25 protein-coding genes are annotated in these 24452 nt (G+C 44.7%); 15 read left to right on the top strand and 10 right to left on the bottom strand.

Annotation, left to right across the window (positions count from 1 at the left end; all coding sequences use genetic code 11):
- The first annotated feature begins 183 nt into the window (after nt 1–183).
- From truA to purF, 6 genes are all read left to right on the top strand, one after another.
- The gene (gene truA / locus CWO27_RS03040) at nt 184–978 is read left to right on the top strand and encodes a tRNA pseudouridine(38-40) synthase TruA (RefSeq protein WP_004734161.1); all 795 of its coding nucleotides are present in this window, start codon (nt 184–186) and stop codon (nt 976–978) included.
- Nucleotides 979–1154: 176 nt separating this feature from the next.
- Nucleotides 1155–2081, top strand: a complete 927-nt coding sequence (gene accD / locus CWO27_RS03030; protein ID WP_010436898.1) for an acetyl-CoA carboxylase, carboxyltransferase subunit beta — start codon at nt 1155–1157, stop codon at nt 2079–2081.
- Between the two features lie 42 nt (nt 2082–2123).
- Nucleotides 2124–3386 carry a bifunctional tetrahydrofolate synthase/dihydrofolate synthase gene (folC, locus tag CWO27_RS03025; protein ID WP_048662024.1) on the top strand — a complete coding sequence of 421 codons (1263 nt, stop codon included), beginning with the start codon at nt 2124–2126 and terminating at the stop codon, nt 3384–3386.
- Nucleotides 3387–3962, top strand: a complete 576-nt coding sequence (locus tag CWO27_RS03020) for an SPOR domain-containing protein (RefSeq protein WP_048660824.1) — start codon at nt 3387–3389, stop codon at nt 3960–3962. It abuts the gene before it with no gap.
- A 61-nt stretch (nt 3963–4023) separates the two neighbouring features.
- Nucleotides 4024–4515, top strand: a complete 492-nt coding sequence (locus CWO27_RS03015; protein WP_009848678.1) for a CvpA family protein — start codon at nt 4024–4026, stop codon at nt 4513–4515.
- Between the two features lie 34 nt (nt 4516–4549).
- Nucleotides 4550–6064, top strand: a complete 1515-nt coding sequence (purF, locus tag CWO27_RS03010) for an amidophosphoribosyltransferase (protein ID WP_048660823.1) — start codon at nt 4550–4552, stop codon at nt 6062–6064.
- 76 nt (nt 6065–6140) lie between these two features.
- On the opposite strand, the gene CWO27_RS03005 is transcribed toward purF, so the two are convergent.
- Complete coding sequence (locus CWO27_RS03005) at nt 6141–7016, bottom strand: LysR family transcriptional regulator (protein WP_048660822.1); 876 nt, start codon at nt 7014–7016, stop codon at nt 6141–6143.
- A gap of 228 nt (nt 7017–7244) precedes the next feature.
- Here CWO27_RS03005 and CWO27_RS03000 point away from each other — a divergent pair, with 228 nt between their 5' ends.
- The 7 genes from CWO27_RS03000 to recR all read left to right on the top strand — a co-directional run bounded on the left by CWO27_RS03000 (nt 7245) and on the right by recR (nt 13187).
- Nucleotides 7245–8348, top strand: coding sequence for a response regulator (locus CWO27_RS03000; RefSeq protein WP_048660821.1), 1104 nt, complete (start codon nt 7245–7247; stop codon nt 8346–8348).
- Between the two features lie 148 nt (nt 8349–8496).
- Complete coding sequence (locus CWO27_RS23520; RefSeq protein WP_017067606.1) at nt 8497–8634, top strand: hypothetical protein; 138 nt, start codon at nt 8497–8499, stop codon at nt 8632–8634.
- 74 nt (nt 8635–8708) lie between these two features.
- Nucleotides 8709–9080, top strand: a complete 372-nt coding sequence (locus CWO27_RS02995; protein WP_029225617.1) for a YbaN family protein — start codon at nt 8709–8711, stop codon at nt 9078–9080.
- Nucleotides 9081–9241: 161 nt separating this feature from the next.
- Complete coding sequence (gene apt, locus CWO27_RS02990) at nt 9242–9787, top strand: adenine phosphoribosyltransferase (RefSeq protein WP_019823185.1); 546 nt, start codon at nt 9242–9244, stop codon at nt 9785–9787.
- 18 nt (nt 9788–9805) lie between these two features.
- Entirely contained in the window at nt 9806–12028 is a 2223-nt protein-coding gene (gene dnaX, locus CWO27_RS02985; protein WP_057622326.1) for a DNA polymerase III subunit gamma/tau, read from the top strand.
- Between the two features lie 152 nt (nt 12029–12180).
- Nucleotides 12181–12510, top strand: a complete 330-nt coding sequence (locus CWO27_RS02980) for a YbaB/EbfC family nucleoid-associated protein (protein WP_017062338.1) — start codon at nt 12181–12183, stop codon at nt 12508–12510.
- Nucleotides 12511–12587: 77 nt separating this feature from the next.
- Nucleotides 12588–13187: a recombination mediator RecR gene (gene recR, locus CWO27_RS02975; protein WP_019823189.1), complete on the top strand. Its 600-nt coding sequence runs from the start codon at nt 12588–12590 to the stop codon at nt 13185–13187.
- A 99-nt stretch (nt 13188–13286) separates the two neighbouring features.
- Here the strand turns inward: recR and CWO27_RS02970 are convergent, their stop codons facing one another.
- From CWO27_RS02970 to CWO27_RS02960, 3 genes are all read right to left on the bottom strand, one after another.
- A complete protein-coding gene (locus tag CWO27_RS02970; RefSeq protein WP_107898528.1) occupies nt 13287–13934 on the bottom strand; it encodes a porin family protein in 648 nt (215 codons plus the stop codon).
- Nucleotides 13935–14163: 229 nt separating this feature from the next.
- Nucleotides 14164–14853, bottom strand: coding sequence for an aquaporin Z (aqpZ, locus tag CWO27_RS02965; RefSeq protein WP_102433604.1), 690 nt, complete (start codon nt 14851–14853; stop codon nt 14164–14166).
- Nucleotides 14854–14946: 93 nt separating this feature from the next.
- Complete coding sequence (locus CWO27_RS02960; RefSeq protein WP_017059389.1) at nt 14947–15195, bottom strand: YkgJ family cysteine cluster protein; 249 nt, start codon at nt 15193–15195, stop codon at nt 14947–14949.
- A gap of 159 nt (nt 15196–15354) precedes the next feature.
- Between CWO27_RS02960 and CWO27_RS02955 the strand changes: the two genes are divergently transcribed.
- Nucleotides 15355–15792, top strand: a complete 438-nt coding sequence (locus CWO27_RS02955) for a YcgN family cysteine cluster protein (RefSeq protein ID WP_017059388.1) — start codon at nt 15355–15357, stop codon at nt 15790–15792.
- A 159-nt stretch (nt 15793–15951) separates the two neighbouring features.
- On the opposite strand, the gene CWO27_RS02950 is transcribed toward CWO27_RS02955, so the two are convergent.
- The 5 genes from CWO27_RS02950 to rlmA form a co-directional block, all read right to left on the bottom strand.
- Complete coding sequence (locus CWO27_RS02950) at nt 15952–17529, bottom strand: alkaline phosphatase (protein ID WP_102478344.1); 1578 nt, start codon at nt 17527–17529, stop codon at nt 15952–15954.
- A 193-nt stretch (nt 17530–17722) separates the two neighbouring features.
- Nucleotides 17723–19609 carry a BCCT family transporter gene (locus CWO27_RS02945; RefSeq protein ID WP_060982255.1) on the bottom strand — a complete coding sequence of 629 codons (1887 nt, stop codon included), beginning with the start codon at nt 19607–19609 and terminating at the stop codon, nt 17723–17725.
- Between the two features lie 128 nt (nt 19610–19737).
- Nucleotides 19738–20091 (bottom strand): hypothetical protein, encoded by a 354-nt coding sequence (locus CWO27_RS02940; RefSeq protein ID WP_048611520.1) that lies wholly within the window; start codon nt 20089–20091, stop codon nt 19738–19740.
- Between the two features lie 266 nt (nt 20092–20357).
- Nucleotides 20358–21311 carry a ChaN family lipoprotein gene (locus CWO27_RS02935; protein WP_107898527.1) on the bottom strand — a complete coding sequence of 318 codons (954 nt, stop codon included), beginning with the start codon at nt 21309–21311 and terminating at the stop codon, nt 20358–20360.
- Nucleotides 21312–21386: 75 nt separating this feature from the next.
- Nucleotides 21387–22202 (bottom strand): 23S rRNA (guanine(745)-N(1))-methyltransferase, encoded by an 816-nt coding sequence (gene rlmA / locus CWO27_RS02930; RefSeq protein WP_061038786.1) that lies wholly within the window; start codon nt 22200–22202, stop codon nt 21387–21389.
- 204 nt (nt 22203–22406) lie between these two features.
- Here rlmA and CWO27_RS02925 point away from each other — a divergent pair, with 204 nt between their 5' ends.
- Nucleotides 22407–23375, top strand: coding sequence for a nucleoside hydrolase (locus tag CWO27_RS02925; RefSeq protein WP_017063437.1), 969 nt, complete (start codon nt 22407–22409; stop codon nt 23373–23375).
- Nucleotides 23376–23461: 86 nt separating this feature from the next.
- On the opposite strand, the gene CWO27_RS02920 is transcribed toward CWO27_RS02925, so the two are convergent.
- Nucleotides 23462–24346, bottom strand: a complete 885-nt coding sequence (locus tag CWO27_RS02920) for a D-hexose-6-phosphate mutarotase (RefSeq protein ID WP_107898526.1) — start codon at nt 24344–24346, stop codon at nt 23462–23464.
- Nucleotides 24347–24452: the final 106 nt, after the last annotated feature.

Below are 24452 nucleotides of genomic sequence, written 5' to 3'. Positions count from 1 at the left end.
ATAAAGGGTAGCGTTGGCTACCCTTTGTTTTAAGGCGATACAGAGCGCCATTGTATTATTTGGTTTCTTAAAAGTATCGTCTCGGTCGATGCTGATTGTTTATTGAAGTTTTAGCCCCATCCTATTTGGGCTAGCACTGATTTCCGTATATACTTCTCGCCCATTTTCAAAGAGAACAAGAACATGAAAATTGCTTTAGGTATTGAATATAACGGTACCCACTACTTTGGTTGGCAGCGCCAACGAGACGTGAAAAGTGTCCAAGAAGAATTGGAAAAGGCTCTTTCAGTTGTCGCGAATCACCCTGTAGAAGTTATGTGCGCAGGTCGTACAGATGCCGGTGTTCACGGTACGGGACAAGTCGTTCACTTTGAAACTAATGTCGATCGTAAAATGGTGGCATGGACAATGGGCGCGAATGCCAACATGCCAAAAGATATTGCGGTTCGTTGGGCGACAGAAGTGAATGAGGATTTCCATGCTCGTTTCTCAGCAACTGCCCGCCGTTATCGCTACATTATCTTTAACCATGCACTTCGCCCAGGCATTTTGAATTCAGGCGTGAGCCATTATCATGGTCATCTTGATGAGAAAAAAATGCACGAAGCGGGTCAGTACTTACTTGGTGAGAATGACTTCACTTCGTTCAGGGCAACACATTGTCAATCCCGTAGCCCATGGAGAAACATGATTCACTTGAATGTGACTCGCCATGGACACTACATTGTGATCGATATTAAAGCGAATGCGTTTGTTCACCACATGGTGAGGAATATTACTGGTAGCCTTATTGCCGTTGGTAAGGGTGAGCAGAAACCAGAGTGGATCCAGTGGCTTTTAGAAGCTAAAGATCGAAAAGTAGCCGGCGCAACTGCAAAAGCGGAAGGTTTGTATCTGGTGGATGTTGATTATCCCGAACATTTTGAACTACCACGAGAGCCAATTGGTCCTCTATTTTTGCCGGATAATTTGAACTAAATGTGAGACTTAGGTTCAAAAATTATTACGGTTTAGTGCGTAAGATAGTCCCAGAAAATAGGTACAACCAGTTTTTTATCTACAGTCGCTGTTTTATGTGCTTTAATTCCCACGCATAATTCCCAAATTTATTTCTTTCGCAATCAAGCGGAAGAATCGAAACAAAAAGGTCTTCCATGAGTTGGCTTGAAAAGATTTTAGAAAAAAGCAACATCGTAACATCTCGTAAAGCGTCTATCCCTGAGGGTGTTTGGACTAAATGTACTTCTTGTGAGCAGGTTCTGTACCATGCTGAACTAGAGCGTAACCTAGAAGTATGTCCAAAATGTGACCATCACATGCGCATGAAAGCACGTCGTCGTCTGGATACATTCCTAGACAAAGGTGAACGTGTTGAACTAGGTACTGATCTTGAGCCACAAGATAAGCTGAAATTTAAAGATTCTAAGCGTTACAAAGAACGTATCTCTGCTGCACAGAAAAACAGTGGTGAGACAGATGCACTAGTTGCAATGAAAGGCGAACTGCTTGGTTTACCTATCGTAGCGTGTGCTTTTGAATTCTCATTCATGGGCGGCTCAATGGGTTCTGTTGTAGGTGCTCGTTTCGTGAAAGCGGTAGATGCTGCTATCGAGAACAACTGTGGTTTAGTTTGTTTCTCTGCTAGTGGTGGTGCGCGTATGCAAGAGGCATTGATGTCTCTAATGCAAATGGCGAAAACCAGTGCTGCTCTAGAGCGTTTATCGGCGAAAGGCCTACCGTTTGTTTCAGTAATGACTGATCCAACAATGGGTGGTGTTTCTGCAAGTTTGGCGATGCTTGGCGATATCAACATTGGTGAGCCAAAAGCTCTTATCGGTTTCGCTGGACGTCGTGTAATTGAACAAACGGTACGTGAAGACCTTCCTGAAGGTTTCCAACGCAGTGAGTTCCTACTAGACCACGGTGCTATCGACATGATTGTTGACCGTCGTGAGATGCGTCAGCGCGTTGCAAGCCTTGTTGCTAAAATGACCAACCAGCCTTCACCATTAGTAGTTTCTGTGAACGATTCACCGAATGAAGCTACTTATGAAGTACCAGAAGCGCCAGAAAAAGGGTAAAGTACCTTCTAACAAACCAACTTAATTATGGTTATGAGTTAGATGAGTCAACAACCTATTCCTCAAGCCACATCCTCTTTGGAGATGTGGCTTGATTATTTATCAAACATCCACACAAGCGCTATTGATCTTGGATTAGACCGAGTTCAGGCCGTCGCCTCTAAGGCAAACCTCACCAAACCTGCTCAACATGTTATTACTGTTGCCGGAACCAATGGCAAAGGCTCAACATGTGCACTGATGGAAGCGATTCTATTGGACGCTGGTTACTCAGTTGGTGTCTACAGCTCTCCTCACTTAATTCGCTATAACGAACGTGTTCGTATCAACGGCCAAGATCTCTCTGATGAAAAGATGGTTCAGTCTTTCGATTTTATTGAGAAAGAGCGTGGCGAAATCAGCCTGAGCTTTTTCGAATATGGCACTTTAGCGGCGTTACGTGCATTTCAAACTGAAGCGGTTGATGTTGTGCTATTAGAAGTTGGTTTAGGCGGACGTCTAGACGCGACCAATATCGTTGAGCATGATGTTTCCGTGATTACTAGTTTGGCTGTCGACCATGTTGACTGGCTAGGTGATGACATCAATGTGATTGGTTTTGAGAAAGCGGGCATTTATCGTAGTGGTAAACCCGCTATTTGTGGTCAACCTAAACCACCGGCAACGGTTGCAGCGCACGCTGATGACATTAAGGCTGAGTTCTATCAAGTTGGTATTCAATACACTTATGATGTTGACGGTGATACGTGGAACTGGCGCAGTGGTGCATTCCAGCTGGAATCGCTACCTATTCCGAGCTTGCCGTTACCTAACGCTGCAACAGCGCTGATGGCATTGGGCACATCAGAGCTTAATATTAGCGACGTGAACGTTGTTAACGGCATGAAGAATGCGAAGCTTCCTGGGCGTATGCAGCAAATTAGTGATCAACCCGTGATTGTGCTTGATGTGGCGCACAACCCGCATTCCGCTGAATACTTTGCGCAGCAAGTTACGAAAAAGTATGCGGGTAAAAATTTACACGTTGTAGTCGCCATGCTTCATGACAAAGATATCCCTGCGACATTGGAAGTATTAGCGCCAATCGCAACTCATTGGTATCCAGCTTCATTGCAAGGGCCACGTGCAGCGACAGCAGCTGAATTGTGTCAAAGCCTGCCTGAAGGTGTAGAGCAGTATCTAAACCCTGTAGCAGCGTTTGAAGCGGCTTTAGCTTCTGTTAAAGGTGATGATGTTGTGTTGGTGGTCGGTTCTTTCCATACCGTAGGCGAAGTCTTGGAGCATTGGCAGAAAAAAGGAAACTAAATGGCAAGTAAATTCCAAAGCCGATTAGTCGGCACCATCATTTTAGTGGCCATTGGCGTGATTGTATTGCCCGATGTGCTAGATGGTAAGAAGCTCCACTATAAAGAAGAGTTTGCAAGCATTCCGATTAAGCCAGAGCTTGATAGTAATGTTGAAGTGTTTGAAGTACTCGATCCCGTTGAAGATCAGATAGCGCTACCGGATTCTCCAGTTGAGCAAGTGGTTGAAAGTGGTCGTACTGATAATTCAAACACGCAAACCGCGTCTTCTTCCAATAATAAAGAAGCTGACAAAGTGGCAGTAGTAGTTAAGCCAGTACCGGAAAAAAATGAATACCAAGACAGTGCTTGGATTATTCAATTGATGGCTTTGAAGAATGCTGACAACGCAAAAAACGTTGTTGAGGATCTGCAAAAGCGTGGTTATCAGGCTCACACCAAGCAAGAAAAAACTTTTACGCGAGTAATTATTGGCCCGGATGTCTCTAAATCCAAACTTGAGCGACAAATTAAGGAATTAGAAAAAATTACGGGTTCAAAAGGCCAATTGCTCAAATTTAAACCGTTAAATCCATAAGAAAACGTTTGCGTCAGCATTTTTTCTGTTAAAATGCGCGCCAACTTAAGATGAAGAATTCATGAATTGGTTAGATTTTGTCATTTTAGGCGTGATCGGCTTCTCTGCCGTGATCAGTTTAGTTCGTGGTTTCGCTAAAGAAGCCTTGTCACTCGTAATTTGGTTTGGAGCATTTTTTATTGCTAGCCAGTACTACGCTAAATTAGCGATGTACTTCACCAATATCGAAGATGAGATGTTTCGAAACGGAACTGCGATAGCAGCATTGTTTGTTGCAACGTTAGTTGTTGGTGCCTTAGTTAACTATGTCATCGGTCAGCTAGTTCAGAAAACAGGCCTGTCAGGTACAGACAGAATCCTCGGTGTCGTCTTTGGTGGCTTACGTGGTGTTTTGATTGTTTCTGCAGTGTTGTTTTTCATGGATGCGTTTACTGCATTCCCAAGTTCTGAGTGGTGGAAGAATTCGCAATTGGTTCCGGAATTTAGTCGAATCATTGCGCCGTTCTTCGAGCATTTACAAGCAACATCTAGTTTCTTATCTGGCGCGCTCTAGCGCCAGTTAATGTCGAAAAATCGAGGATTAGGACATGTGTGGTATTGTTGGAATCGTGGGTTCAACACCTGTAAACCAGTCTATTTATGACGCTTTAACGGTATTGCAGCATCGTGGCCAAGATGCCGCTGGTATTTGTACCATAGAAAGCAATCGTTTCCGTCTGCGTAAGGCGAACGGTTTAGTAAAAGATGTTTTTGAAGCAAAACACATGCAGCGCCTACAAGGTGAAGTTGGTATTGGCCATGTTCGTTATCCTACAGCGGGTAGTTCAAGTGCGTCTGAAGCTCAGCCTTTCTACGTAAACTCTCCTTTTGGCATTACGTTGGCGCACAACGGTAACCTGACGAACGCAAACGAAGTTCGTGAGAAGTTGTTCGAAAAAGACCGTCGCCATGTAAACACAACCTCTGACTCTGAAGTTCTACTGAACGTATTGGCTCATGAGATCGATACTGTTAAAGGTAACGTGACTTCGGATGATGTTTTCCGCGCTGTGGCAAATGTGCACCGCACAATTCGCGGTGCTTACGCCGTAACTGCGATGATCATCGGCCACGGTATGATCGCATTCCGTGACCCACATGGTATTCGTCCACTGTGTCTTGGTAAGCGTGAAGTTAATGGTAAAACAGAGTACATGGTTGCGTCTGAATCGGTAGCACTCGATGCTGTTGGCTTCGACTTCATGCGCGACGTAGCGCCAGGTGAAGCTATCTACGCAACATTCGACGGTGAGCTTTTCACTAAGCAATGTGCAGACAACCCACAACTAAACCCATGTATCTTTGAGTTTGTATACTTTGCACGCCCAGATTCATTCATCGATAAAATCTCGGTTTACAGCGCACGCGTTGAGATGGGTGAGATGCTTGGTAAGCGTATTAAAGAAGAGTACGCAGACTTAGATATTGATGTGGTTATCCCAATCCCTGAAACATCAAACGATATTGCGCTGCGAATCGCTCAAGCGATCAATAAGCCATACCGTCAAGGTTTCGTAAAAAACCGTTATGTTGGCCGCACGTTCATTATGCCTGGTCAGCAACAGCGTAAGAAGTCGGTTCGCCGTAAGCTGAACGCAATCCGTTCTGAGTTTAAAGGTAAGAACGTTCTATTGGTTGATGACTCTATCGTTCGCGGCACAACATCAGAGCAGATCATTGAAATGGCTCGTGATTCTGGCGCAAACAAAGTGTTCATGGTTTCAGCAGCTCCAGAGGTTCGCTTCCCTAACGTTTACGGTATTGATATGCCGAGCGCGACAGAGCTGATTGCTCATGGTCGTGATAACGAAACGATTTGTAAGCAGATTGGCGCAGATGCCTTGATTTTCCAAACACTACCAGATCTGATTTCGGCAGTGGGCATGGGCAATCAAGACATTTCTCGTTTCGATACTTCTGTATTTAACGGCGAGTATGTAACGGGTGATATCGACCAAGCGTACCTAGATTTCCTAGACTCTTTGCGTAATGACGACTCAAAGGTTCAGCGTGAGATTCAACAAGATCTAGCGAACCTAGAGTTACACAACGAAGGTGCTTAGTTTTCGTTAGTGGCAAGAATATAAAAAACCAGAGCATCGGCTCTGGTTTTTTTGTTTACGGAGAAGGGGATTGACCTTAATGAATGTGGTACGCGATCACAAAATCAATAAACAATCTAACTTTCTCTGGTAGATGGTCTTTGTGGTTATAAAGCATGTAAATATCACGAGGGTTAGCGCTCCAGTCTTCTAAGACTTGGACTAAGCTGCCATCTTCAATGTATTCACGGATCATCACGTCAGGCATTAGGGTGATACCTAGGCCTTCTGAACAGGCTTGTCTCACGACATTAAGCGCATTCGCATTGAAACGGCCTTTCTCGCTATTCACCACCGTCTCTTCATTCGAATTACTCAGCTGCCACTTAATCAGCGGGTAGCCTTTGAGTAGCGAATGGTTCGCTAGCTCTTCAGCATGGCTTGGTGCTGGGTTCTTCGCTAAATACTCAGGGCTCGCGATAAGAATATCTTTTACTTCACTGATTTTTCGAGCGATTAGGCTTGAATCACGTTGTGGGCCGACACGGAAAATCACGTCCCACTCAGTTGGGTCCAGCTGATCCGCTTGGTTGTTCATCATCAGCTCAATATTGATATCAGGGTATTGAGTCATGAAATCGCTGAACATTGGCATCATCATGCGCTTGGTCAGGTTGGAAGGTGCCGTAATACGAATCTTACCGGAAGCTCCTTTGCACACGTCAGTTAACTCTTCAGCAGTAGAAGAGAGACGCTGCAATAACGGAGAGCATTCATTGTAGAAACGTTCGCCAGCCTCTGTTAAAGAAAGTTTACGCGCGTGTCTATTGAGAAGCCTAAGGTTCAAAGAGTCTTCTAAGGCTTGGATGCGTCGTGTGATGGTCGCAACCGGAATCATAGTCTTGCGCGATGTTGCGGTGTAGCTCCCATTTTCAACGACGAGTCGAAAGAGGTTTAAATCATCTAATTTCATAAATCCAGACACATTTGTTTACAATCTCATCTAATTTATACGTAACAGTGAGATCAATGTTTGCGTTACGTCAACTCGTTGCACTATTTACAAGTATTCCAACCCTCGTCACGAATTACCAGCAAAGAGTGCAAATTTGTGTATTTAGCATTTTATTACTAAGTTTTATATTAGTTCTTAGAACAGATAACAATAATAATTCGACTTAGTTTTGTGAGGTTATAGATTATGTACAAAACTCACAGTCAGCCAGTAATGACCTCGGCTCAGGAAGTAATTAACCAAAAATGCGTGATGTTGGTTGATGATGATCCTATTTTTCGCCGGATAACCAGCGCATACCTAGACAAGGTTGGTTATAAAGTGGTTGAGGCTGAAAATGGGCTGGACGCTCTGCAAAAGCTTAGAGACTCAGCGCCAGATTTAATTGTGTGTGACTTATCAATGCCGATACTTGATGGCATCGAGCTTGTGGAAGAGCTCAGTTTAGAGTACCCGTCGCTGCCTATGATCGTTGTGTCCGGCACAGATGACATGTCTGATGTGGCGAAAGCATTGCGATTTGGTATTAAAGATTTTTTAGCGAAACCGTTAGAGGATCACGGTCACTTAGGAAGTGCGATTGCGAATACATTGACAGATTCGTTCGATAACATTTCAGACCAACGAGATTTTTCAAGCCAATGGTTCTGCGTTGATGACGGGGGAGAGATCCCTGAAGACCAAGAGCTACATTGGCACCTGAATTACCTGCAAGAGAACCCTAGTGCGGCAAGAGACTTATTGCACGCGTTGCTACCAGAGAAAGACACACGACAAGGTTCATGGCGTTGCAGTTACCGACTACTGCAATCAACAGAGATGATGCCACTCGTCTTTGATTATGCTTGGATGATGAATGGGCAATTTGCTTTTTACCTCGTTGATTCGTCTTCTGCCGATAATGGCAGTTCAGCGTCAACACTTCTGGTGAGAGCCTTATTCCACGATTACATAAGAAATCGAAAAGATTTTAATGTTGATCTCAAAGATATTGCCGAGATTTTAGAGAAGGGGATTGAGTGCTCGAAATGCGCAACGCCCGTTAACGCTTTGTTTGGTGTCGCCAATCTTGCCGAGGGTACTATCTCTATTTTGCCTGCGGGTTTAGATGGACAATGGTCTAATGGTGAATTGAATCAACATATTGCCGCGGGCGAACGCTTAGGTGAGAATTGTAAGAAGAACTTCATTACACGGGATCTGCCGATTGAACAGGGCTGCCAACTTTCGTTGAGCCTGCTTGGTTCGGCGAGTTTTAGCTTAGACATACATCAAGGGTCTACTGATTAACCCTATATTTCCTCGGTTTTTGTGAATAATTGATTAAGGTATAGTTGCGCAAATGGTGTTGCTATGCCTTTTTTGTTAAATGTCGATTTAGCAAAGCGGGTTTGGTTCGCCAGACACTTACCTTTACTAACAAAAACAAGAAGTAATCATGGCAGATAACAAAGACTTTCAAGACCCGTTTAATGTATTCTACTTTTTAGGATTTTTAGCCGCATTTTTAATGATTCCATTGCTACCAGCAACACTTACGTTGATCCGTGTATTCAATGGTTACGCAACATTCTAGTGACGTTATCGTCGCCAATTGGCGATAGCTAACTCAAGGAGGCCACAATTAGCGTTCGAGTTTTAAGCCTCAATATTGCTGGTGGCCTTTGTATATTTCTTGCAGTTTTAGGGATAGTTTTACCCGTTCTGCCCACAACACCTTTCCTCCTTCTTGCTAGCGCATGCTTCATGCGAAGTAACCCTAAAGTTCACAAATGGATGCATGAGCATAAAACGCTCGGCCCGTTACTGAACAATTGGTATCAGCACGGTGCTGTGACTAAACAAGTTAAAACGCGTGGCGTATTCTTTATCTTGTTGAGTTTTGCGTTATCGATCTACTTTGCCCCTATCATTTGGGTCAAGGCTTTCCTAATTTGCGTACTTGTTATTCTTCTCACATGGTTTATGCGACTTCCAACTCATGAGTTGGTTGCTGACAGCAAAGAAAATCACTACCATTAAGCCAGTGTGCCTGCTTGTATAGCGGGCGTTTATTATTTCAGCAACCAGAGTTATGACTCTCGTTGCAATGAATACCAATCGTACCTTTCCTTAATTTCGAACGTTGATGTTTAATTCGTTAACGAGAGTTTGGAAAGCGGCCTAATGAAGTGCATAAGATTATGAACACAGAAAAAATCTCTCTGATCAAAGCAAGCATCAAAAGCATTCCTGATTACCCTAAAGCGGGTATTTTGTTCCGTGACGTAACAAGCTTGATGGAAGATCCAGCAGCTTACAAAGCGACTATCGATCTGCTAGCGGAAACATACAAGGACATGGGCTTTACTAAGATCGTTGGTACTGAAGCTCGTGGTTTCCTATTTGGTGCGCCTTTGGCACTTGAGCTAGGTGTTGGTTTTATCCCTGTTCGTAAACCGGGCAAGCTGCCTCGTGAAACTGTGGCACAATCTTATGAGCTTGAGTACGGCACTGATACGCTAGAAATCCACACTGACGCTATCGTTGAAGGCGATAAAGTGTTGATGGTTGATGATTTGCTAGCAACGGGCGGTACGATTGAAGCAACAACAAAGTTGATTCGTCAGCTAGGTGGTGTGGTAGAACACGCTGCATTTGTTATTAACCTTCCAGAAATCGGTGGTGACAAGCGCTTACAAGGCTTAGGTCTAGAAGTGTTTAGCATCTGCGAATTCGACGGTCACTAATCCTTTTCGGAATTATTCATGAGCTATCTTGCGTTAGCGCGAAAATGGCGACCAACCAAATTTAAAGAAGTGGTTGGTCAAGCCCATGTTTTAACAGCATTAGAGAATGCACTTAGCCAAAACAGGTTGCATCATGCATACTTGTTCAGCGGGACTCGAGGTGTCGGTAAAACGACTATCGGCCGTTTATTTGCTAAGGGTCTAAACTGTGAAACAGGCATTACCTCTACACCTTGTGGTGAATGTGCAACCTGTAAAGAGATCGATGAAGGTCGTTTTGTTGACTTGCTAGAGATCGATGCGGCATCACGTACAAAGGTAGAAGATACCCGCGAGCTTCTGGACAATGTTCAGTACAAGCCGGCGCGTGGTCGCTTCAAAGTTTACCTTATCGATGAAGTACACATGCTTTCTAGGCATAGTTTCAACGCGCTTCTAAAGACGTTAGAAGAGCCGCCTGAGTATGTGAAATTCTTGCTCGCAACGACCGATCCACAAAAGCTTCCTGTGACTATCTTGTCGCGTTGTCTGCAGTTCCATCTTAAGCCGATCAGCGTTGATAATATTCACGAGCAGCTTGACCACATTCTTGAACAAGAGAGTGTGACGTCTGAGTCTCGTGCGCTTGGGATGATTGCTCATGCTGCTGACGGCAGTATGCGTGATGCGCTAAGCCTTACGGACCAAGCTATCGCATTAGGTAACGGCAATGTCGTGACAGACACCGTGGCTCACATGCTTGGCACGCTAGATACCGACCAAGCTATCCACTTGCTTGAAGCGATCAGCAGTAAGCAGCCACAACAAGCGATGGCGTGTATCCAAAGTCTTGCTGAGAATGGCGTAGAGTGGGATGGTTTGTTGAATCAGCTTGCGACTCAACTGCATCGTTTGGCGATGTTCCAAGCTCTGCCGTCAACCTTAGATAAAGCACAGCCGGATGCTGAGAAGCTAGAACTGTTGAGTAAAGCGCTAAGTCCACAAGACATTCAACTCTACTACCAGATCGTGTTGAAGGGTCGTGAAGACTTACCATTATCGCCAACCGCTCGCGTTGGTATTGAGATGGTGGTTTTACGCATGTTGGCATTTAGACCGGCTGAACAAGCGGTTGCTACGGTAATCTCGACTCAGTCAACAAGTCCAGCGCCAGCAGCTCAAGCTCAGAGCGTTGCTCAGCCTGTTAGCCAATCTGCGCCAATGGCAGCTCCGAGACAGCCTCAGATGCAACAACAGGCGCCTCAACAGCAGCCTATGCAGCAGCAACCCGTACAACAGGCTCCGCAGCAGAATCAAGCACAGTATTCAGATTCGCAAGGTTACGCTGATCACTCAGGCAACCAAGGTTATCCAGAGCAGGATTACCCGCATAGCCAGTATGACGCGCCTCCTGCTTATGATGAGCGTCCAAGTTACGGTGCAGAGCAGCCTCAGCAGCAACAAACGAATTATCAAAACCAGAGTCCGGTTCAACAGCCAAGCGCTGCACCTTCTGCTCCGCAAGAGCAGCCAGCGCGTGCAACTTCGCCTGTGAGTGGTTTACGCCACCAATTACGTTCTCAACGTAGAGGCAGTTCGGCAACAGAAAACAAAGGCTCGGCGCCAAAAAAGGCTAAAGCGACACCAGCTAAAACTTCAGTTCTTGATCGAGTTGCTCAGCAACACGGTGGTTCTGAGCGGGTGTCGCCAGCTTCTTTGTCAGCCTCTTCGACAGAAAATGTGACCAACGATAATGAACCTTATCGCTGGAAACCGTCTAAACCTGTAGTGAAAGAGGTGAGCAAAGAGCTTACACCTACTCAGATCAAGCGTGCGTTAGAGCATATTAAGACACCAGAAATGGTCGATAAATTGCTTCAAGAGTCGATTGCTCAAGATGAATGGTCCGCTACGATTCAAAAGCTAGAGACAGCCAAGCTTGTTGAACAGTTAGCATTGAACTCAGTGTTTGCTAAAAACGACACATCAATCACTTTAACGTTAAGGGCGAGCCAAGCTCACTTGAATACGGACCGTGCACAGAGTGAGCTATTGCAGTCTCTCAATACAGTGCTCGGAGAAGAGTGTCATTTGAGTGTTGAAATCGGTGATGGTGGAGAAACACCACTAGAATTACGAGAAAGGTTGTACCAAGGCAAGTTGAAAGACGCGTTTACCAGTTTGGAAAACGATGCCAACGTACAGTTTATCGAAAGACGTTTTGCTGCAGAACTCGACAGAGACAGCGTTCGTCCTATCTAGAACATTTTCTCGTTTAGTGACTTGCATATCATCCCAGATAAGCAAATCTGAGAACTGAACATCGAGGGGTTGAATCGCACTGGCTTAACCCCCATTTAAGCACGTATAGCTTAATTAATTTTAATAAACCAATTAGACCAGAGAGTATTAACATGTTTGGTAAAGGCGGTATGGGCAACATGATGAAGCAAGCCCAGCAAATGCAAGAGCGCATGCAAAAGCTTCAAGAAGAAATCGCAAATATGGAAGTTACAGGTGAGTCAGGTGCTGGCCTTGTAAAAGTAACGATCACTGGTAGCCACAGCGTTCGCCGTGTTGATATCGATGAAAGCCTAATGGAAGACGATAAAGAGATGCTTGAAGATCTTATCGCTGCTGCTTTCAACGATGCGGCTCGTCGCGTTGAAGAAACTCAAAAAGAGAAAATGGCTAGCGTAACTGGCGGAATGCAACTTCCACCAGGTATGAAGATGCCTTTCTAAGAAACTATTTCTAAAGGTTTATTCAAGCTGCGGTTTATCTTGAGTAAATCGTTACTTGAAAATTAGAACGGTTAAATATGCGTACCAGTCATATGCTGGAGCATTTGATGGAGGCCTTACGTTGTCTACCTGGGGTTGGCCCCAAGTCGGCGCAGCGTATGGCCTTTCATTTGTTACAGCGCGATAGAAAAGGCGGCCTACAGTTGGCTGAAGCTCTTAGCCAAGCAATGACCGAAATTGGTCACTGTAATGAGTGCCGTACTTTTACTGAAGAAGATACCTGCCACATTTGTACCAATCCCAAACGTCAGGAAAATGGTCAAATCTGTGTAGTAGAGAGCCCAGCAGACATTGCAGCTATCGAAGCAACAGGCCAATATTCTGGTCGTTACTTTGTGCTTATGGGTCACCTTTCACCACTTGATGGTATTGGTCCAAGTGATATCGGTCTCGATGTTCTGGACTACCGCTTACGCCGTGGTGATATCTCTGAAGTAATCCTAGCGACTAACCCAACAGTTGAAGGGGAAGCGACAGCGCACTACATTGCTGAGCTATGTAATGCCCATGAAGTGAACGCAAGCCGTATCGCTCATGGTGTTCCCGTTGGTGGTGAGCTAGAGCTGGTGGATGGCACCACGCTTTCGCACTCCTTACTCGGTCGTCATAAGATCTAAAAAAGCCGCTTGGTGAATCATCACTAAGCGGCTTTTTCTTTATTAAGGCAGTCTGAATATCTTCCCTATATTCACTTCAACTGAATATGACTAACCCAGTTAGAATCGGTAGTCGACAGACACGGTAAATTCGCTGTTATTTGGAACCGATAGTTTCACATCTTCTACTGACTCAGAATATGATTCAAACATATGGCGATATTGGAAATCGGCAGAAACGTTTTTCATGATCTTGTATTGAACACCTGCTTGAAGACCGAAAACAAAATCGGTTTCACTTCCACTTTCCTTTCCAAGCTCTGTATCTTTAATGGTTAGCTTATTTTTAACAAAACCTGTTGATGCACCACCGAAAACTGAGAAATCATTGTTCAGAGCATGAACATAGTCGTATGAAACTAAGAATTCAGTTTGGTTTAAGTCAAGAGTCGTAACATCTCCTTGTCCCCAGTTATAGTTGACCAGTTCATTGTCACCGGTGAAGTTAACTGTACCAGTAATTCGGTGATTTTCTTGAATATAAGCACCGCCACGAATGTGAAAAGCAGTGCCTTTGGCTGTTTCACTTTCTTTAAAGCCAGGCCCTGAAATTTGAGCTTTAGCAGAGTGGTAGCCTAAACCACCACCTACAAAAAACTCGGTCTTAATTGGTTCTGGCATTAATTCTGGGGTTGGTGCTGATTCACTAGCGAAAACTGTTGTTGCCGTTAAAGAAGAGATTGCTAGTACAAGTAATGTTTTTTTCATTGTTATGTCCATCGGTATAGGGAATGAGGTGCATTATGCGTAGCCCAGATACCTGCGGCTAATGATTCGATGGAATAGTCTTGTTAACCAAAAGTTATTAAGCTAATGGTGACAGGTGTGATAGGAAGATACAGATAGAGCTTGATAAGTAACTAAACGACATAAAACACAAAGCCGCTAATTTAGCGGCTTTGTGTTGATTGAATGTGTTTTTTGTGAATCAGAGAGCCTAATCAGAACCTCTTACCGCTTTGTAGATCATCGCGCCAATCACAGCACCAATAATCGGTGCCACCCAGAATAACCATAATTGCGAAATAGCCCAATCACCTACAAACACCGCCACACCAGTACTTCGAGCAGGGTTCACGGAGGTATTGGTTACAGGGATGCTGATAAGGTGGATCAAGGTTAAACAGAGACCAATTGCGATCGGTGCAAATCCAGCAGGTGCTTTCGAGTCCGTTGCACCCATAATCACGAAAAGAAACACCATGGTCATGACTACTTCACAAACGAGAGCTGCTGTGAGCGAGTAGCCGCCCGGAGAGTGCTCACCATAACCATTTGAAGCAAAGCCTGACGAGACAGCATCAAAACCAGCTTGGCCTGAAGCAATAACGAATAAAACGCCACCCGCAATAATACCGCCAATTACTTGGGCAATAATGTAGGGTGCAACATCTTTAGCATCAAAGCGACCACCACTCCACAGCCCGATAGTAACAGCAGGGTTGAGGTGGCAACCGGATATATGGCCAATAGCGAAAGCCATGGTGAGAACGGTTAAACCGAAGGCGAGGGAGACCCCGAGTAAGCCGATACCTACATCTGGAAAAGCAGCGGCCAACACGGCACTACCACAACCCCCTAATACCAACCAAAACGTACCGAACATTTCTGCGATATACCTATTCATAACTATCCTTATTAATCTTTACCAGTATCAATAAGATAGTTTAGATCTATCAAAGTTGTGAAATCTTGGGCATATATAAAAAGAAAAGTATTGTTAGGTTATTGCTTCGAGTTCAATCAGGTTATCAAGCGCTTCTTGATCTGTTTTACCACAGATGACAGGGCAAGCTTTAAATTGGTGACACACCTTAGGGCGTGAAGGTTGACCAAATAACTTACACAGATCTTGCTCATTTAATTGGATGCAGCGTACGCCAGCAGGCTTACCATTAGGCATTCCAGGAATTGCAGATGTAATACTTGGAGCGATACAACATGCTCCACAACCTAGGCGACATTCCATCAAATTAAACTCACTAAATAACAGGGTGCGCGATAGTAGCAAAAAATGATGAGAGTGACAGCTGTTGATTGAATCAAAGAATGAACAATTATTATCCTTGAACTTTTTATGGGCTAGCGGTATAACACGCACCCCAGTAAAAGAGTAAGAAGTAATCCTATGACGAATCCATTTTGGCAAGAAAAGACACTAGAGCAGATGACCGAGAACGAGTGGGAATCACTGTGTGACGGTTGTGGTAAGTGTTGCCTACATAAATTAATGGATGAAGATAGCGATGAAGTTTACTACACCAATGTGGCGTGTAGCTGGTTAAACGACAAAACATGTTCGTGTAAAGATTACCCGAACCGCTTCACTTCAGGTGAAGAGTGTTTAAAGCTGACTCGTGACAAGATCGATGAGTTTCACTGGCTACCAGACACTTGTGCTTACCGCCTTCTATCAGAATCTAAGCCGATCCCTGAGTGGCATCCATTGATCACCGGATCAAAAACGGAGATGCATGCAGCAGGTGAAAGCGTTCGTAATAAAGTGGTATACGAAATTGATGTTGTCGATTGGGAAGACCACATCCTGAATCACCCGAATCGCTAATTATTTTAAAACAGCCGCTCTTGAGCGGCTGTTTTGCTATTTGGCGTCGCCTAAATTTAAACTTACTTAGTTTAAAGGTTTAAAGGTTTTAAGACTTAAAAAATTAAAACAAAAAACGCCCCGAAGGGCGCTAAGTGAAACGAGCAAAAGAGATTCAGGCTAGTTTACTTGTTGTTTAATGTACTCACCCAGTTCTGAGTGGTGCATGATTTTTGAAACTGGCAATATCTTCTCTGCTGGGCCCCAAGCAAACACGTTCACTGGTGTGTGAGTATGTGTACCTGTACCCCAAACGATGTTTTGGCCTGTTGCTTGTTCGCGAGCAAGCAAGTTGCCACGGTCGTTATATGGGAAGAAAGCATCGAAATCGTTGATAGCAGGCACTTCTTCTGCTGATAAATATTTGTGTTGAGCCAATCGGTATGGATTCGGCTTACTCGCTAACACGTTTTTCGCTTGTTCCGCTGTGATAGGGAACTCACTACTTTTGTTAACGATTTCAGCGAGCTTTTCAGGTGTTTGCTGCGCTTTATCCAGCTTCTGAAATTCACTGATCATGCCGTAGTAGCTTTGCTTCTGATTATATAAACCATCAAGAATATTGAATGCGCCAAAGTTAAAGTTAGGTGCATAGTCGCGGTCGGCGAAGGCTTCACCAGAGCGTTTCTGTGGTTTTGGTAGGTCGTTAGAAGAGTAGCTGAAGCCAAAAGATCCTGTTTCGTGGTCTGCGGTCACAATCACGAGCGTGTCTTCACGATCTTTCGCCCATTCATACACAGTTTGGATCGCTTCATCGAACTTTAGTAATTCATGCAGCATCGTACCTGCATCGTTACTGTGGCCTGCCCAGTCTATTTGGCCACCTTCGACCATTAGGAAAAAGCCATCTTCATCTTTGGATAGGATGTTGAGCGCTTTTTGTGTCATCTCTTTCAAGCTTGGCTGAGTTCGTTCGCCACTCTTTTTCTTATTGCTATAAGCGATGCCATCGTCCATGCCTGAGTAGGCAAACAGACCAAGTAACTTTTCGCCTTTAGCGTCGTCTAGCATGTTGCGGTTAAACGCTAATTGGTAGCCGTCTTTCTCTGCTTCGGTAAGAAGGTTACGGTCGTCTTTACGCTTTGATTTTAGGTAAATGTCACCTTGAGTCAGTTGCTCAAGTTGCTTATAAGTTTCACCTTTGTCGTTGGTCGATTTAGGAATCCAATGACGTAGTCCTCCAGATAGCATCACATCGGCGCCCGTTGCTAGCATATCGGATGCGATTTGATTCTCTAAAGATCGGTGAGGTTGGTGAGCGGCAAAAGAAGCTGGAGTCGCGTGAGTTAAGCGCGTGTCGGAAACTAAGCCAGTCGCTTTGCCTGCTTTTTTCGCTTTCTCAAGTACTGTCTCAACATGGTTACCTTGGGAATCGATACCGATTACTTCTGAACCGCTGTAAATACCCGTTGCAAGCATGGTCGCAGAGCAAGCTGAATCCACTACGATTGCGTCTTCCGGATGTGTTAGGGATGAACCAATAACCCCTTCTTGAGCAAGTTGATAAAGGGCCGTTTTTTTCCCTTTATAGATGGAGTTTGGCGCTTGGTTTGCGTAGGTTTCCAATAAACCAACTTGCTGAGGTCCCATACCATCGCCAATCATCAGAATGACATTTTTGATTTCTGCTGAAAGTACGTTGAATGAGAGTGTAGAGGTTACCACTGCGGTAACAATTGGTTTCATAAAGTGCTTCATTAGTTATCCCTTTTTATATAAGCGGGATGATTAGAACACCGATTTGTGTCAAATTCGTTTCATATTTATTTCATCAATATGAAATTGAGCATTAACTCAAGTTTTTAGAAAAGCATAAAAAAAGGCTCACATTTCTGTGAGCCTTTGTCGTATTTAGGAGGGTCCAAATCAATGGACTGTGTCATGGCTAATGTCAAGCAAGCGGTAAGTCTGCAACCACCTGGTTGAACGTGATACGAGCATTCTGAGCTTGCTCAGATAACTCGATCTTTTTCGCTTGTGCGGCACTAAGATTACTCTCGGCCTGCTCAAGTGCTTGTTGTAGGTTCTCTGGTAACTCGTGAGTTTCCATTTGTGAACCTTGTTCTAACACATAAGCGCGAATTTCTTTCTTCACTGCGGCAAGTTCTGTGTAAGCAACACGCTCAAGTTCTGCGGCTTCTTGCGCAGCATCTTTTTCTTTCTCAAATTGAGCCAGTGCCATACCTTCAGCAGACCAAGGGTCCATGTCTGGTAGTTCTTCGATGTTGATCGTTGGCTCGATGTACGCATCTTGATGACGTAGGTCGAGGTTAGTCGCACGAACGGCTGAAATCATCAACATGACAGAGATAGCAAGCAGCGGTAGGCCACCAACAATCGCCGCCGTTTGTAGTGTACTTAGACCGCCTAGGAACATCAGGATCGTTGGCAAAAACGACAGAGTAAATGCCCAGAACATACGGTTCCAACGCATTGGTTCTTCAGTCACGTTGTTTTGAACCACAGACGCAAGAATGTATGAGATAGAGTCAAACGTCGTTGCTGTAAAGATGATACAAAGCAAAGTGAATACTGCGATAACTAGCGTGCTCATTGGCAGTTGTGCAAGCATCGAGAAGATAGCTTTGGTTGCGCCTTCTGCATTCAGGATGGCAACCACATCTAGCTCACCAGAAAGCTGAAGTGATAAGCCGTAGTTACCTAGAATCATGAAGAATAAGAAACAACCTAGAGAACCGAAGAAGATAGAACCTGACACCATTTGTTTGATGGTTCTGCCGCGAGAGATACGCGCAACAAACAGACCCATACTCGGTGCAAATACTAGCCACCATGCCCAGTAGAAAATCGTCCAGTCTTGTGGGAAGTGAGTGTTTTCGAATGTACCGTAGCCACCAAATGGTTCAGCCCACGTTGCCATCACGAAGAAGTTAGACAGTAGACGACCAATTGAGTCTAACCCCGTTTCTAACATGAAGATTGTTGGACCTGCAATCAGAACGAAAGCCAGTAGGCCCATCGCACCCCAGAAGTTGATGTTACTTAGGATCTTGATGCCTTTTTCCAATCCAGCATAAGATGAGTAAGCAAAAATCGCAGTACACACTAAAAGCACCATCACTTGCGTTAGGTTATTTTTAGGTAGACCAAATAGGTGATTCAGACCCTCAGTGATAAGAGGAGCGGCTAAACCTAGCGTTGTTGCAGCGCCGCCTAATAGACCGAAAATGAAAAGGATATCGACGATTTTTCCAGGTACGCCTTTACTGCGGTGTTCACCAAGAACAGGCATTAACGCACTAGAGATCTTTAGAACTGGCTGTTTACGTACATAGAAGAAGTAAGCGATAGGAATCGCAGGGATCAGGTAGATAGACCAAGCGATTGGTCCCCAGTGAAACAGACCGTAAGTTGCCGCCCAACGAACTGCTTCTTCACTGCCAGGTTCTAGTTGGAAAGGCGGTGATTGGTAGTAGTAAGCCCACTCAATACAGCCCCAGTACAAGATACTAGCACCGATACCGCCACAAAATAGCATTGCAGCCCATGATGCTGTTTTGAATTCAGGCTCTTCATCAGCTTCGCCTAGTTTAATTTGTCCCATATCACTGAACACAACGTAAACCATAAATGCACAGGCAGCGAGGCCTAGCGCAAGATATAGAAATCCTAGTTGATCCGTCATGAATGTTTTCGCAACCGCAATCCAGTCTGCGCCCTGAGCTGGGAACAAAATGAGCGGGAAAACTATCGTGAGTAGGAGTGCAATCGCACCAAAGAAGGTAGGCTTATCAATAAGCTCAAAAGTGTTTTTCACGAGTATTATTCCATTAAAATGAGAGCGGAATTATGGAATGAACTCGTTTTTTAGACCAAATCTGGTCTGTTGTCGTGACGACAAATCGCTTTAATGCAGAGAGGAAGGTGCAGTAACAGAGGGGGAAGTTAGATTAAGGCAAGTAGAATGCCACCCACGGTTGCCGCTGCGGATAAGTATTGCCCAGCTGAATAAGAACCATCGTCCTCTTCTTCAATCTTATCTGGATGATCCATACCTAAAGCGCCATGAGCAAATGACTCTACTTTATCGGTTACGGTCGCGTTTTCAGCTTCGACCTTCTTGGCTTCTTTATCGATTTCTTTAAGGGCAGATAATAGGGCTTTGCCTTCATCAGAAAGCTTGACGGTATTTTGTTCAACCTTAAGCGGTGCAGGCTTTTCAGCTTCAGTGCTTTTAGCTTGTGCATTCATTTGCGAAGGTGAATACAGCTGAGTATTACTCGTTCCTACTGGCGTCATATCGCTCTCCTTACCTATCCTTAAATATAGTATCGGCAGAGGTGTGAAAAACTTGTGCAATTAATCATCGGTAGTGATGTTTTTTTATTCGCACATTACATTTTCATCTGCTTGGTTAAATCGTCTATTTACTAAGCAAATTTTGTGCCGATAAGAATGTTTGATTTTAGATAGAGTTGGGATGAATGATGGGAACGTGATCAAGTTGTGACGATGGGCTAATTATCTAGGATTAGCCCACCGACTCTTCAGCTTAGAAGAGTGGTTTAGTCGCATTCTAGGCTAGCGCTGCGTTTTGATAGGTGCTTGTATGCCTTCATTCGGTTCTCTTTCTTAACAAAGCGAGCCGGTGGCGAAAGCACTTCAAGCTGATAATCGCTGCTATCCGATGAGATCTCTTCAACTGGGCTGATGATGGCGATTTTCAAATCAGGGTTACGACGTAGAATTGATGCCGCCGTCCCTAAACCACCTTCTGTGTGGAATTTACCGGCTACATGAATCACTTGTTTCTCTGGGTTTGATGCTAGGTAATCCACAATCGATTCGGCCATGGTCTCGTCCCATGTGACCTGAGCGGCAAACTGCTTTTCCGTTTGTTCTGGTGTACCGTGATGCATGGAAGCAATAAACTTTTCTTTGTAAGGGCTATCACCCGTATCGACTTCGGCGGCAATCCATTGGCGTTGCTCGGTCGATAACTGATCTAAGTAAGGTAACCCTTTACGGCCAATACACTGAACGAAAGGCTTTGGTGCGTTTGCTGCAATAACATCGATGTCGTTGGTTTTGGCGAACTCAACGAGCGCACGGTAATCACTTTCGTAGTTTGGCCACGCTGCCGCTTGAGACAGGAGAATTTGTTCGCCAATTTCACCGTTTAAGTATTGGTCGAGTGTGGCTTGGTGCTCTCGAGTAAACTGTTCCATTGAAAGAGCAATGTTTGATGTCGCGTTAAAGCGCGCTTTTAAAAAATCGGTTTGGAAGCGGTGAATAGCAGAATGAGTGTGCCATTCGCCAATAAGAATTACATCAGCGTCAATTAGCTGTTTAGGTAATGCATCGAGAGGAAGTATTTCGCCTTGTGGAGAAGCGAACTGGTAGTCATAGAATGTGGAAACGGATTCCGTTTGAGCCACTTTTTGAGAAGTGTCTTTTGCAGGTTGATTAGCACAAGCCGTGAGAAGAGTCGCTAATCCGATAAGAATAATACGTTGCATGAAATGCCTCCTTGAAGAACACGCATACTAAAGGAGGCAAGATAAGAATTCAATGCAAACGATAATCAATATCAATTAAATTTGTTTGCGATACACTCGCAGCATAAAGTCAGCTTCACAGTTGAATTGCTCAGCTTCGGTGAGTTGTTGTTTAAACTCTTCACTCGCCTTCCAAGCAAACGGCGTCATCTGTAGCAGGTCGAATGCATCTGACCCCGATAGTTCCATCATATAGTTTAGTTGCTCTTGGTGCTCAAGCGTAAAACCTTCGATCACTTCTGGATCTTCATCGTGCAAGCGAACGCCATCATAAATTGCATCACGCAGTTGATACAGGTGTCGGCTAGCGGGTGTCACGGTGATCACCACACCATTGTCTTTGATGGTGCGTTGTAACTCTTCAGCCTTGCAAGGCGCGTAAATGCGTAGAATACCGTCTAAGCTTTTTTCAGCAAAGGGTAGGCGATGGCTTGATGCAACTGAGAAATCGACAGCAGGGTAGCGTTTAGCGGCGTATTTGATAGCAATCTTAGAAATGTCTAGGCCAAAAGTAGCACCATTCTTTTCTTGAAGATTCACAGCAATTTCGTTGGTGTAATAACCTTCGCCACAACCAATATCTAATAGGCTAGGCGCCTCTTCTGGTAGGTAGCGAGAACACAACGTCACCACCGCTTGGCGCATTGGGTCATAGTGGTTACCTTCAAGGAAGCGACGACGTGCCTGCATCATCTCTTTGTTGTCACCTGGATCTTTTGAGCGTTTGTGGTGCGCAGGCATCAAATTGACATAGCCTTCTTTCGCTAGGTCGAACTGATGGTTCTTTTCACACTTAAACGTACGATCGTTTTGAGATAAAGGTTGGTGACACAAAGGGCATTGGTAAGTCATGACGATCTCAGAGGCATAGAGTTGGGCGAAGATTCTATCAAAAAGGTCTGCATCAGGCTAAATAAAAAGGCGAGAATATCCGCTTCTAGAATAGTGAGCTTATGGCTTATTACAATAAAAATCAGAGCTTAGGTTTAGGTCACGTTTATCTGCGTTTTTTCTGGGTATCGTCTACGCTTTCCTACTGTTTAATTAGAAGCTGATATGACAAAGAAAATCATTCTAGATACAGATCCGGGCATCGATGATGCAATGGCCATCCTATTTGCGGAAGCACATCCTGATATTGAGTTAGTGGGCATCACTACTGTTTATGGTAATGCGACGATAGACAACGGGACTCAAAATGCCCTTTATCTGAAGCAGAAGTTTGGAATGAAGGCGCTTGTGGCTAAGGGAACGGATAAGCCGTTAATAAGAGATCCTGTTGGAGCCACGGTTGTGGTGCATGGCGAGGCTGGATTTGGGGATGTGAAAGCGCCAAGTTCATTAGATGTTACAGCGCTTGATAAGCCGGCTTACCAGTTCATTATCGATAGTGTTCGAGCTGAACCGGGAGAGATCACTCTTGTGGCGGTTGGCCCTCTTACTAACCTCGCGCTCGCTCTGGAAGCGGACCCTGAAATTGTCGACTTAGTAAAAGAAGTGGTCATTATGGGGGGCGCGTTCGGTGAAAATGACCATCGAGGTAACGTGACGCCATTTGCTGAAGCGAATATCCATGATGATCCTCACGCTGCGGATAAGGTGTTTACGGCATCATGGCCTGTCGTGATTATCGGATTAGATGTCACTGAGGAGAGCTTCTTTACTGGTCAATACCTTGATGATTTACGAGATGATGCTGGAGAGGTAGGGCAGTTTATCTGGGATGTTAGCCGTTACTACTTAAAGTTCTATTCTGAAAAAGTAGGAATGGAGGGTTGTCATGTTCACGATCCTTCAGCCATTGCTTATGTTATCCAACCATCTCTATTTACCTGTCGTAGTGGCTCAGTCAGAGTAGTGACTGATGGCCCCGCTGAAGGGATGACAATTCAGAAAGTTGATCAACGTAAATATATGAATGATGAGTGGAGTTCATTCCCTGCACAAAAGGTCGGCGTTCAAGTGGACAACAATGCTCTATTGTCACTCTATAGAGAAACTTTAGTTCACTATTCACAGCAGTAAAGCTAACTAATCGTCATCGTAGTGTTGTAAAAAATAGCTGTAAAAAAGGCCGGATAAACCGGCCTTTGAAGAGTTTTTTGAGTCGCTTACTGAGCTGAAATCACCGTAATCAGCTGGTGGCTTTCGCCAGGCTGTAATGTTTTTCCTGCTTCTAGGCTTGGTGCGTGCAGCGTTGATTCAACACATAACATGGTTAGGTAACCGTCGTCTTGCATATCACCCATACCAGCAGCACCTTCGGCCCACGGGTTCCACAGTACTGCAGAGTTATGACCGTGGTTTTCAACTGTTAGCGTGCGATCCAGCTTCTTGTCAGCAACAAAAATTTGCGTTTCTGGTTGCGTGTAAACACGGTCAATCGTGTCGGTTAGTACCAGTTCATCACCGCCTTGGCAGATCTTGCTACCTTGCAGGCTATCGATGTACTCAGCGCCCATACCTGTGGTGGTGGTGTTATGAATGTCAGCAACGTTTAGGTAAGTGTGCAGCGCACCAGAGAAAGTCCATGGTTGTGAATCTGTGTTCTTCACGTCCAGGGTTACTTTTAGTTGCTCACCGATCTCAACATTCAAACGTGCATCGAACTGATGAGGCCATACTGCTAGCGTCTCTTCGCTTGGCTTCAGACCTAAGCTAACAATCACGCCAGCTTCGCTTTCACGGTGCTCAACCAATTGCCATTCACTTGAACGAGCAAAACCATGTGCAGGTGCTGCAATGCGACCAAACCAAGGCCAACATACTGGAATACCACCACGCAGAGCCGTTTTACCATCGAATTTAGCTTGTTGGCTCATCCAAATCAGGTCTTCTTGACCTTGCGGTTGGAATGACACCACGTGGCCGCCAAACAGTGAAATCGCTGCGTTTGCTTTATCGTGGATAACGCGAACCAGTTTTACACCTTCGTGTTCAACGATAGTGACGTTGTCAGAAAGTACCGCCAGTGCAGGTAGAGTAGATAAATCCATTACATGATCCTTCTAAGGAAATTGAATTCAAATGCTGACTAGAGTGATGCTTGTGTTTTCATAAGTAACAAGCAGAGCCAGTATTAGAATTGAATTTTGCATTTGG

This window comes from Vibrio sp. 10N.286.51.C3 (genome assembly GCF_003050065.1).
GTDB classification, from domain to species: Bacteria; Pseudomonadota; Gammaproteobacteria; order Enterobacterales; family Vibrionaceae; genus Vibrio; species Vibrio crassostreae.
The sequence above is the reverse complement of the archived record's forward strand: the minus strand, read 5'-3'. Positions and strand labels throughout refer to the sequence as shown.

What these genes read in the sequence shown, in the direction of transcription:
- truA (WP_004734161.1), top strand. Translation starts at nt 184, where the DNA reads ATGAAAATTGCTTTAGGTATTGAATATAACGGTACCCACTACTTTGGT.
- accD (WP_010436898.1), top strand. Translation starts at nt 1,155, where the DNA reads ATGAGTTGGCTTGAAAAGATTTTAGAAAAAAGCAACATCGTAACATCT.
- folC (WP_048662024.1), top strand. Translation starts at nt 2,124, where the DNA reads ATGAGTCAACAACCTATTCCTCAAGCCACATCCTCTTTGGAGATGTGG.
- CWO27_RS03020 (WP_048660824.1), top strand. Translation starts at nt 3,387, where the DNA reads ATGGCAAGTAAATTCCAAAGCCGATTAGTCGGCACCATCATTTTAGTG.
- CWO27_RS03015 (WP_009848678.1), top strand. Translation starts at nt 4,024, where the DNA reads ATGAATTGGTTAGATTTTGTCATTTTAGGCGTGATCGGCTTCTCTGCC.
- purF (WP_048660823.1), top strand. Translation starts at nt 4,550, where the DNA reads ATGTGTGGTATTGTTGGAATCGTGGGTTCAACACCTGTAAACCAGTCT.
- CWO27_RS03005 (WP_048660822.1), bottom strand. Translation starts at nt 7,016, where the DNA reads ATGAAATTAGATGATTTAAACCTCTTTCGACTCGTCGTTGAAAATGGG.
- CWO27_RS03000 (WP_048660821.1), top strand. Translation starts at nt 7,245, where the DNA reads ATGTACAAAACTCACAGTCAGCCAGTAATGACCTCGGCTCAGGAAGTA.
- CWO27_RS23520 (WP_017067606.1), top strand. Translation starts at nt 8,497, where the DNA reads ATGGCAGATAACAAAGACTTTCAAGACCCGTTTAATGTATTCTACTTT.
- apt (WP_019823185.1), top strand. Translation starts at nt 9,242, where the DNA reads ATGAACACAGAAAAAATCTCTCTGATCAAAGCAAGCATCAAAAGCATT.
- dnaX (WP_057622326.1), top strand. Translation starts at nt 9,806, where the DNA reads ATGAGCTATCTTGCGTTAGCGCGAAAATGGCGACCAACCAAATTTAAA.
- CWO27_RS02980 (WP_017062338.1), top strand. Translation starts at nt 12,181, where the DNA reads ATGTTTGGTAAAGGCGGTATGGGCAACATGATGAAGCAAGCCCAGCAA.
- recR (WP_019823189.1), top strand. Translation starts at nt 12,588, where the DNA reads ATGCGTACCAGTCATATGCTGGAGCATTTGATGGAGGCCTTACGTTGT.
- CWO27_RS02970 (WP_107898528.1), bottom strand. Translation starts at nt 13,934, where the DNA reads ATGAAAAAAACATTACTTGTACTAGCAATCTCTTCTTTAACGGCAACA.
- aqpZ (WP_102433604.1), bottom strand. Translation starts at nt 14,853, where the DNA reads ATGAATAGGTATATCGCAGAAATGTTCGGTACGTTTTGGTTGGTATTA.
- CWO27_RS02960 (WP_017059389.1), bottom strand. Translation starts at nt 15,195, where the DNA reads ATGGAATGTCGCCTAGGTTGTGGAGCATGTTGTATCGCTCCAAGTATT.
- CWO27_RS02955 (WP_017059388.1), top strand. Translation starts at nt 15,355, where the DNA reads ATGACGAATCCATTTTGGCAAGAAAAGACACTAGAGCAGATGACCGAG.
- CWO27_RS02950 (WP_102478344.1), bottom strand. Translation starts at nt 17,529, where the DNA reads ATGAAGCACTTTATGAAACCAATTGTTACCGCAGTGGTAACCTCTACA.
- CWO27_RS02940 (WP_048611520.1), bottom strand. Translation starts at nt 20,091, where the DNA reads ATGACGCCAGTAGGAACGAGTAATACTCAGCTGTATTCACCTTCGCAA.
- CWO27_RS02935 (WP_107898527.1), bottom strand. Translation starts at nt 21,311, where the DNA reads ATGCAACGTATTATTCTTATCGGATTAGCGACTCTTCTCACGGCTTGT.
- rlmA (WP_061038786.1), bottom strand. Translation starts at nt 22,202, where the DNA reads ATGACTTACCAATGCCCTTTGTGTCACCAACCTTTATCTCAAAACGAT.
- CWO27_RS02925 (WP_017063437.1), top strand. Translation starts at nt 22,407, where the DNA reads ATGACAAAGAAAATCATTCTAGATACAGATCCGGGCATCGATGATGCA.
- CWO27_RS02920 (WP_107898526.1), bottom strand. Translation starts at nt 24,346, where the DNA reads ATGGATTTATCTACTCTACCTGCACTGGCGGTACTTTCTGACAACGTC.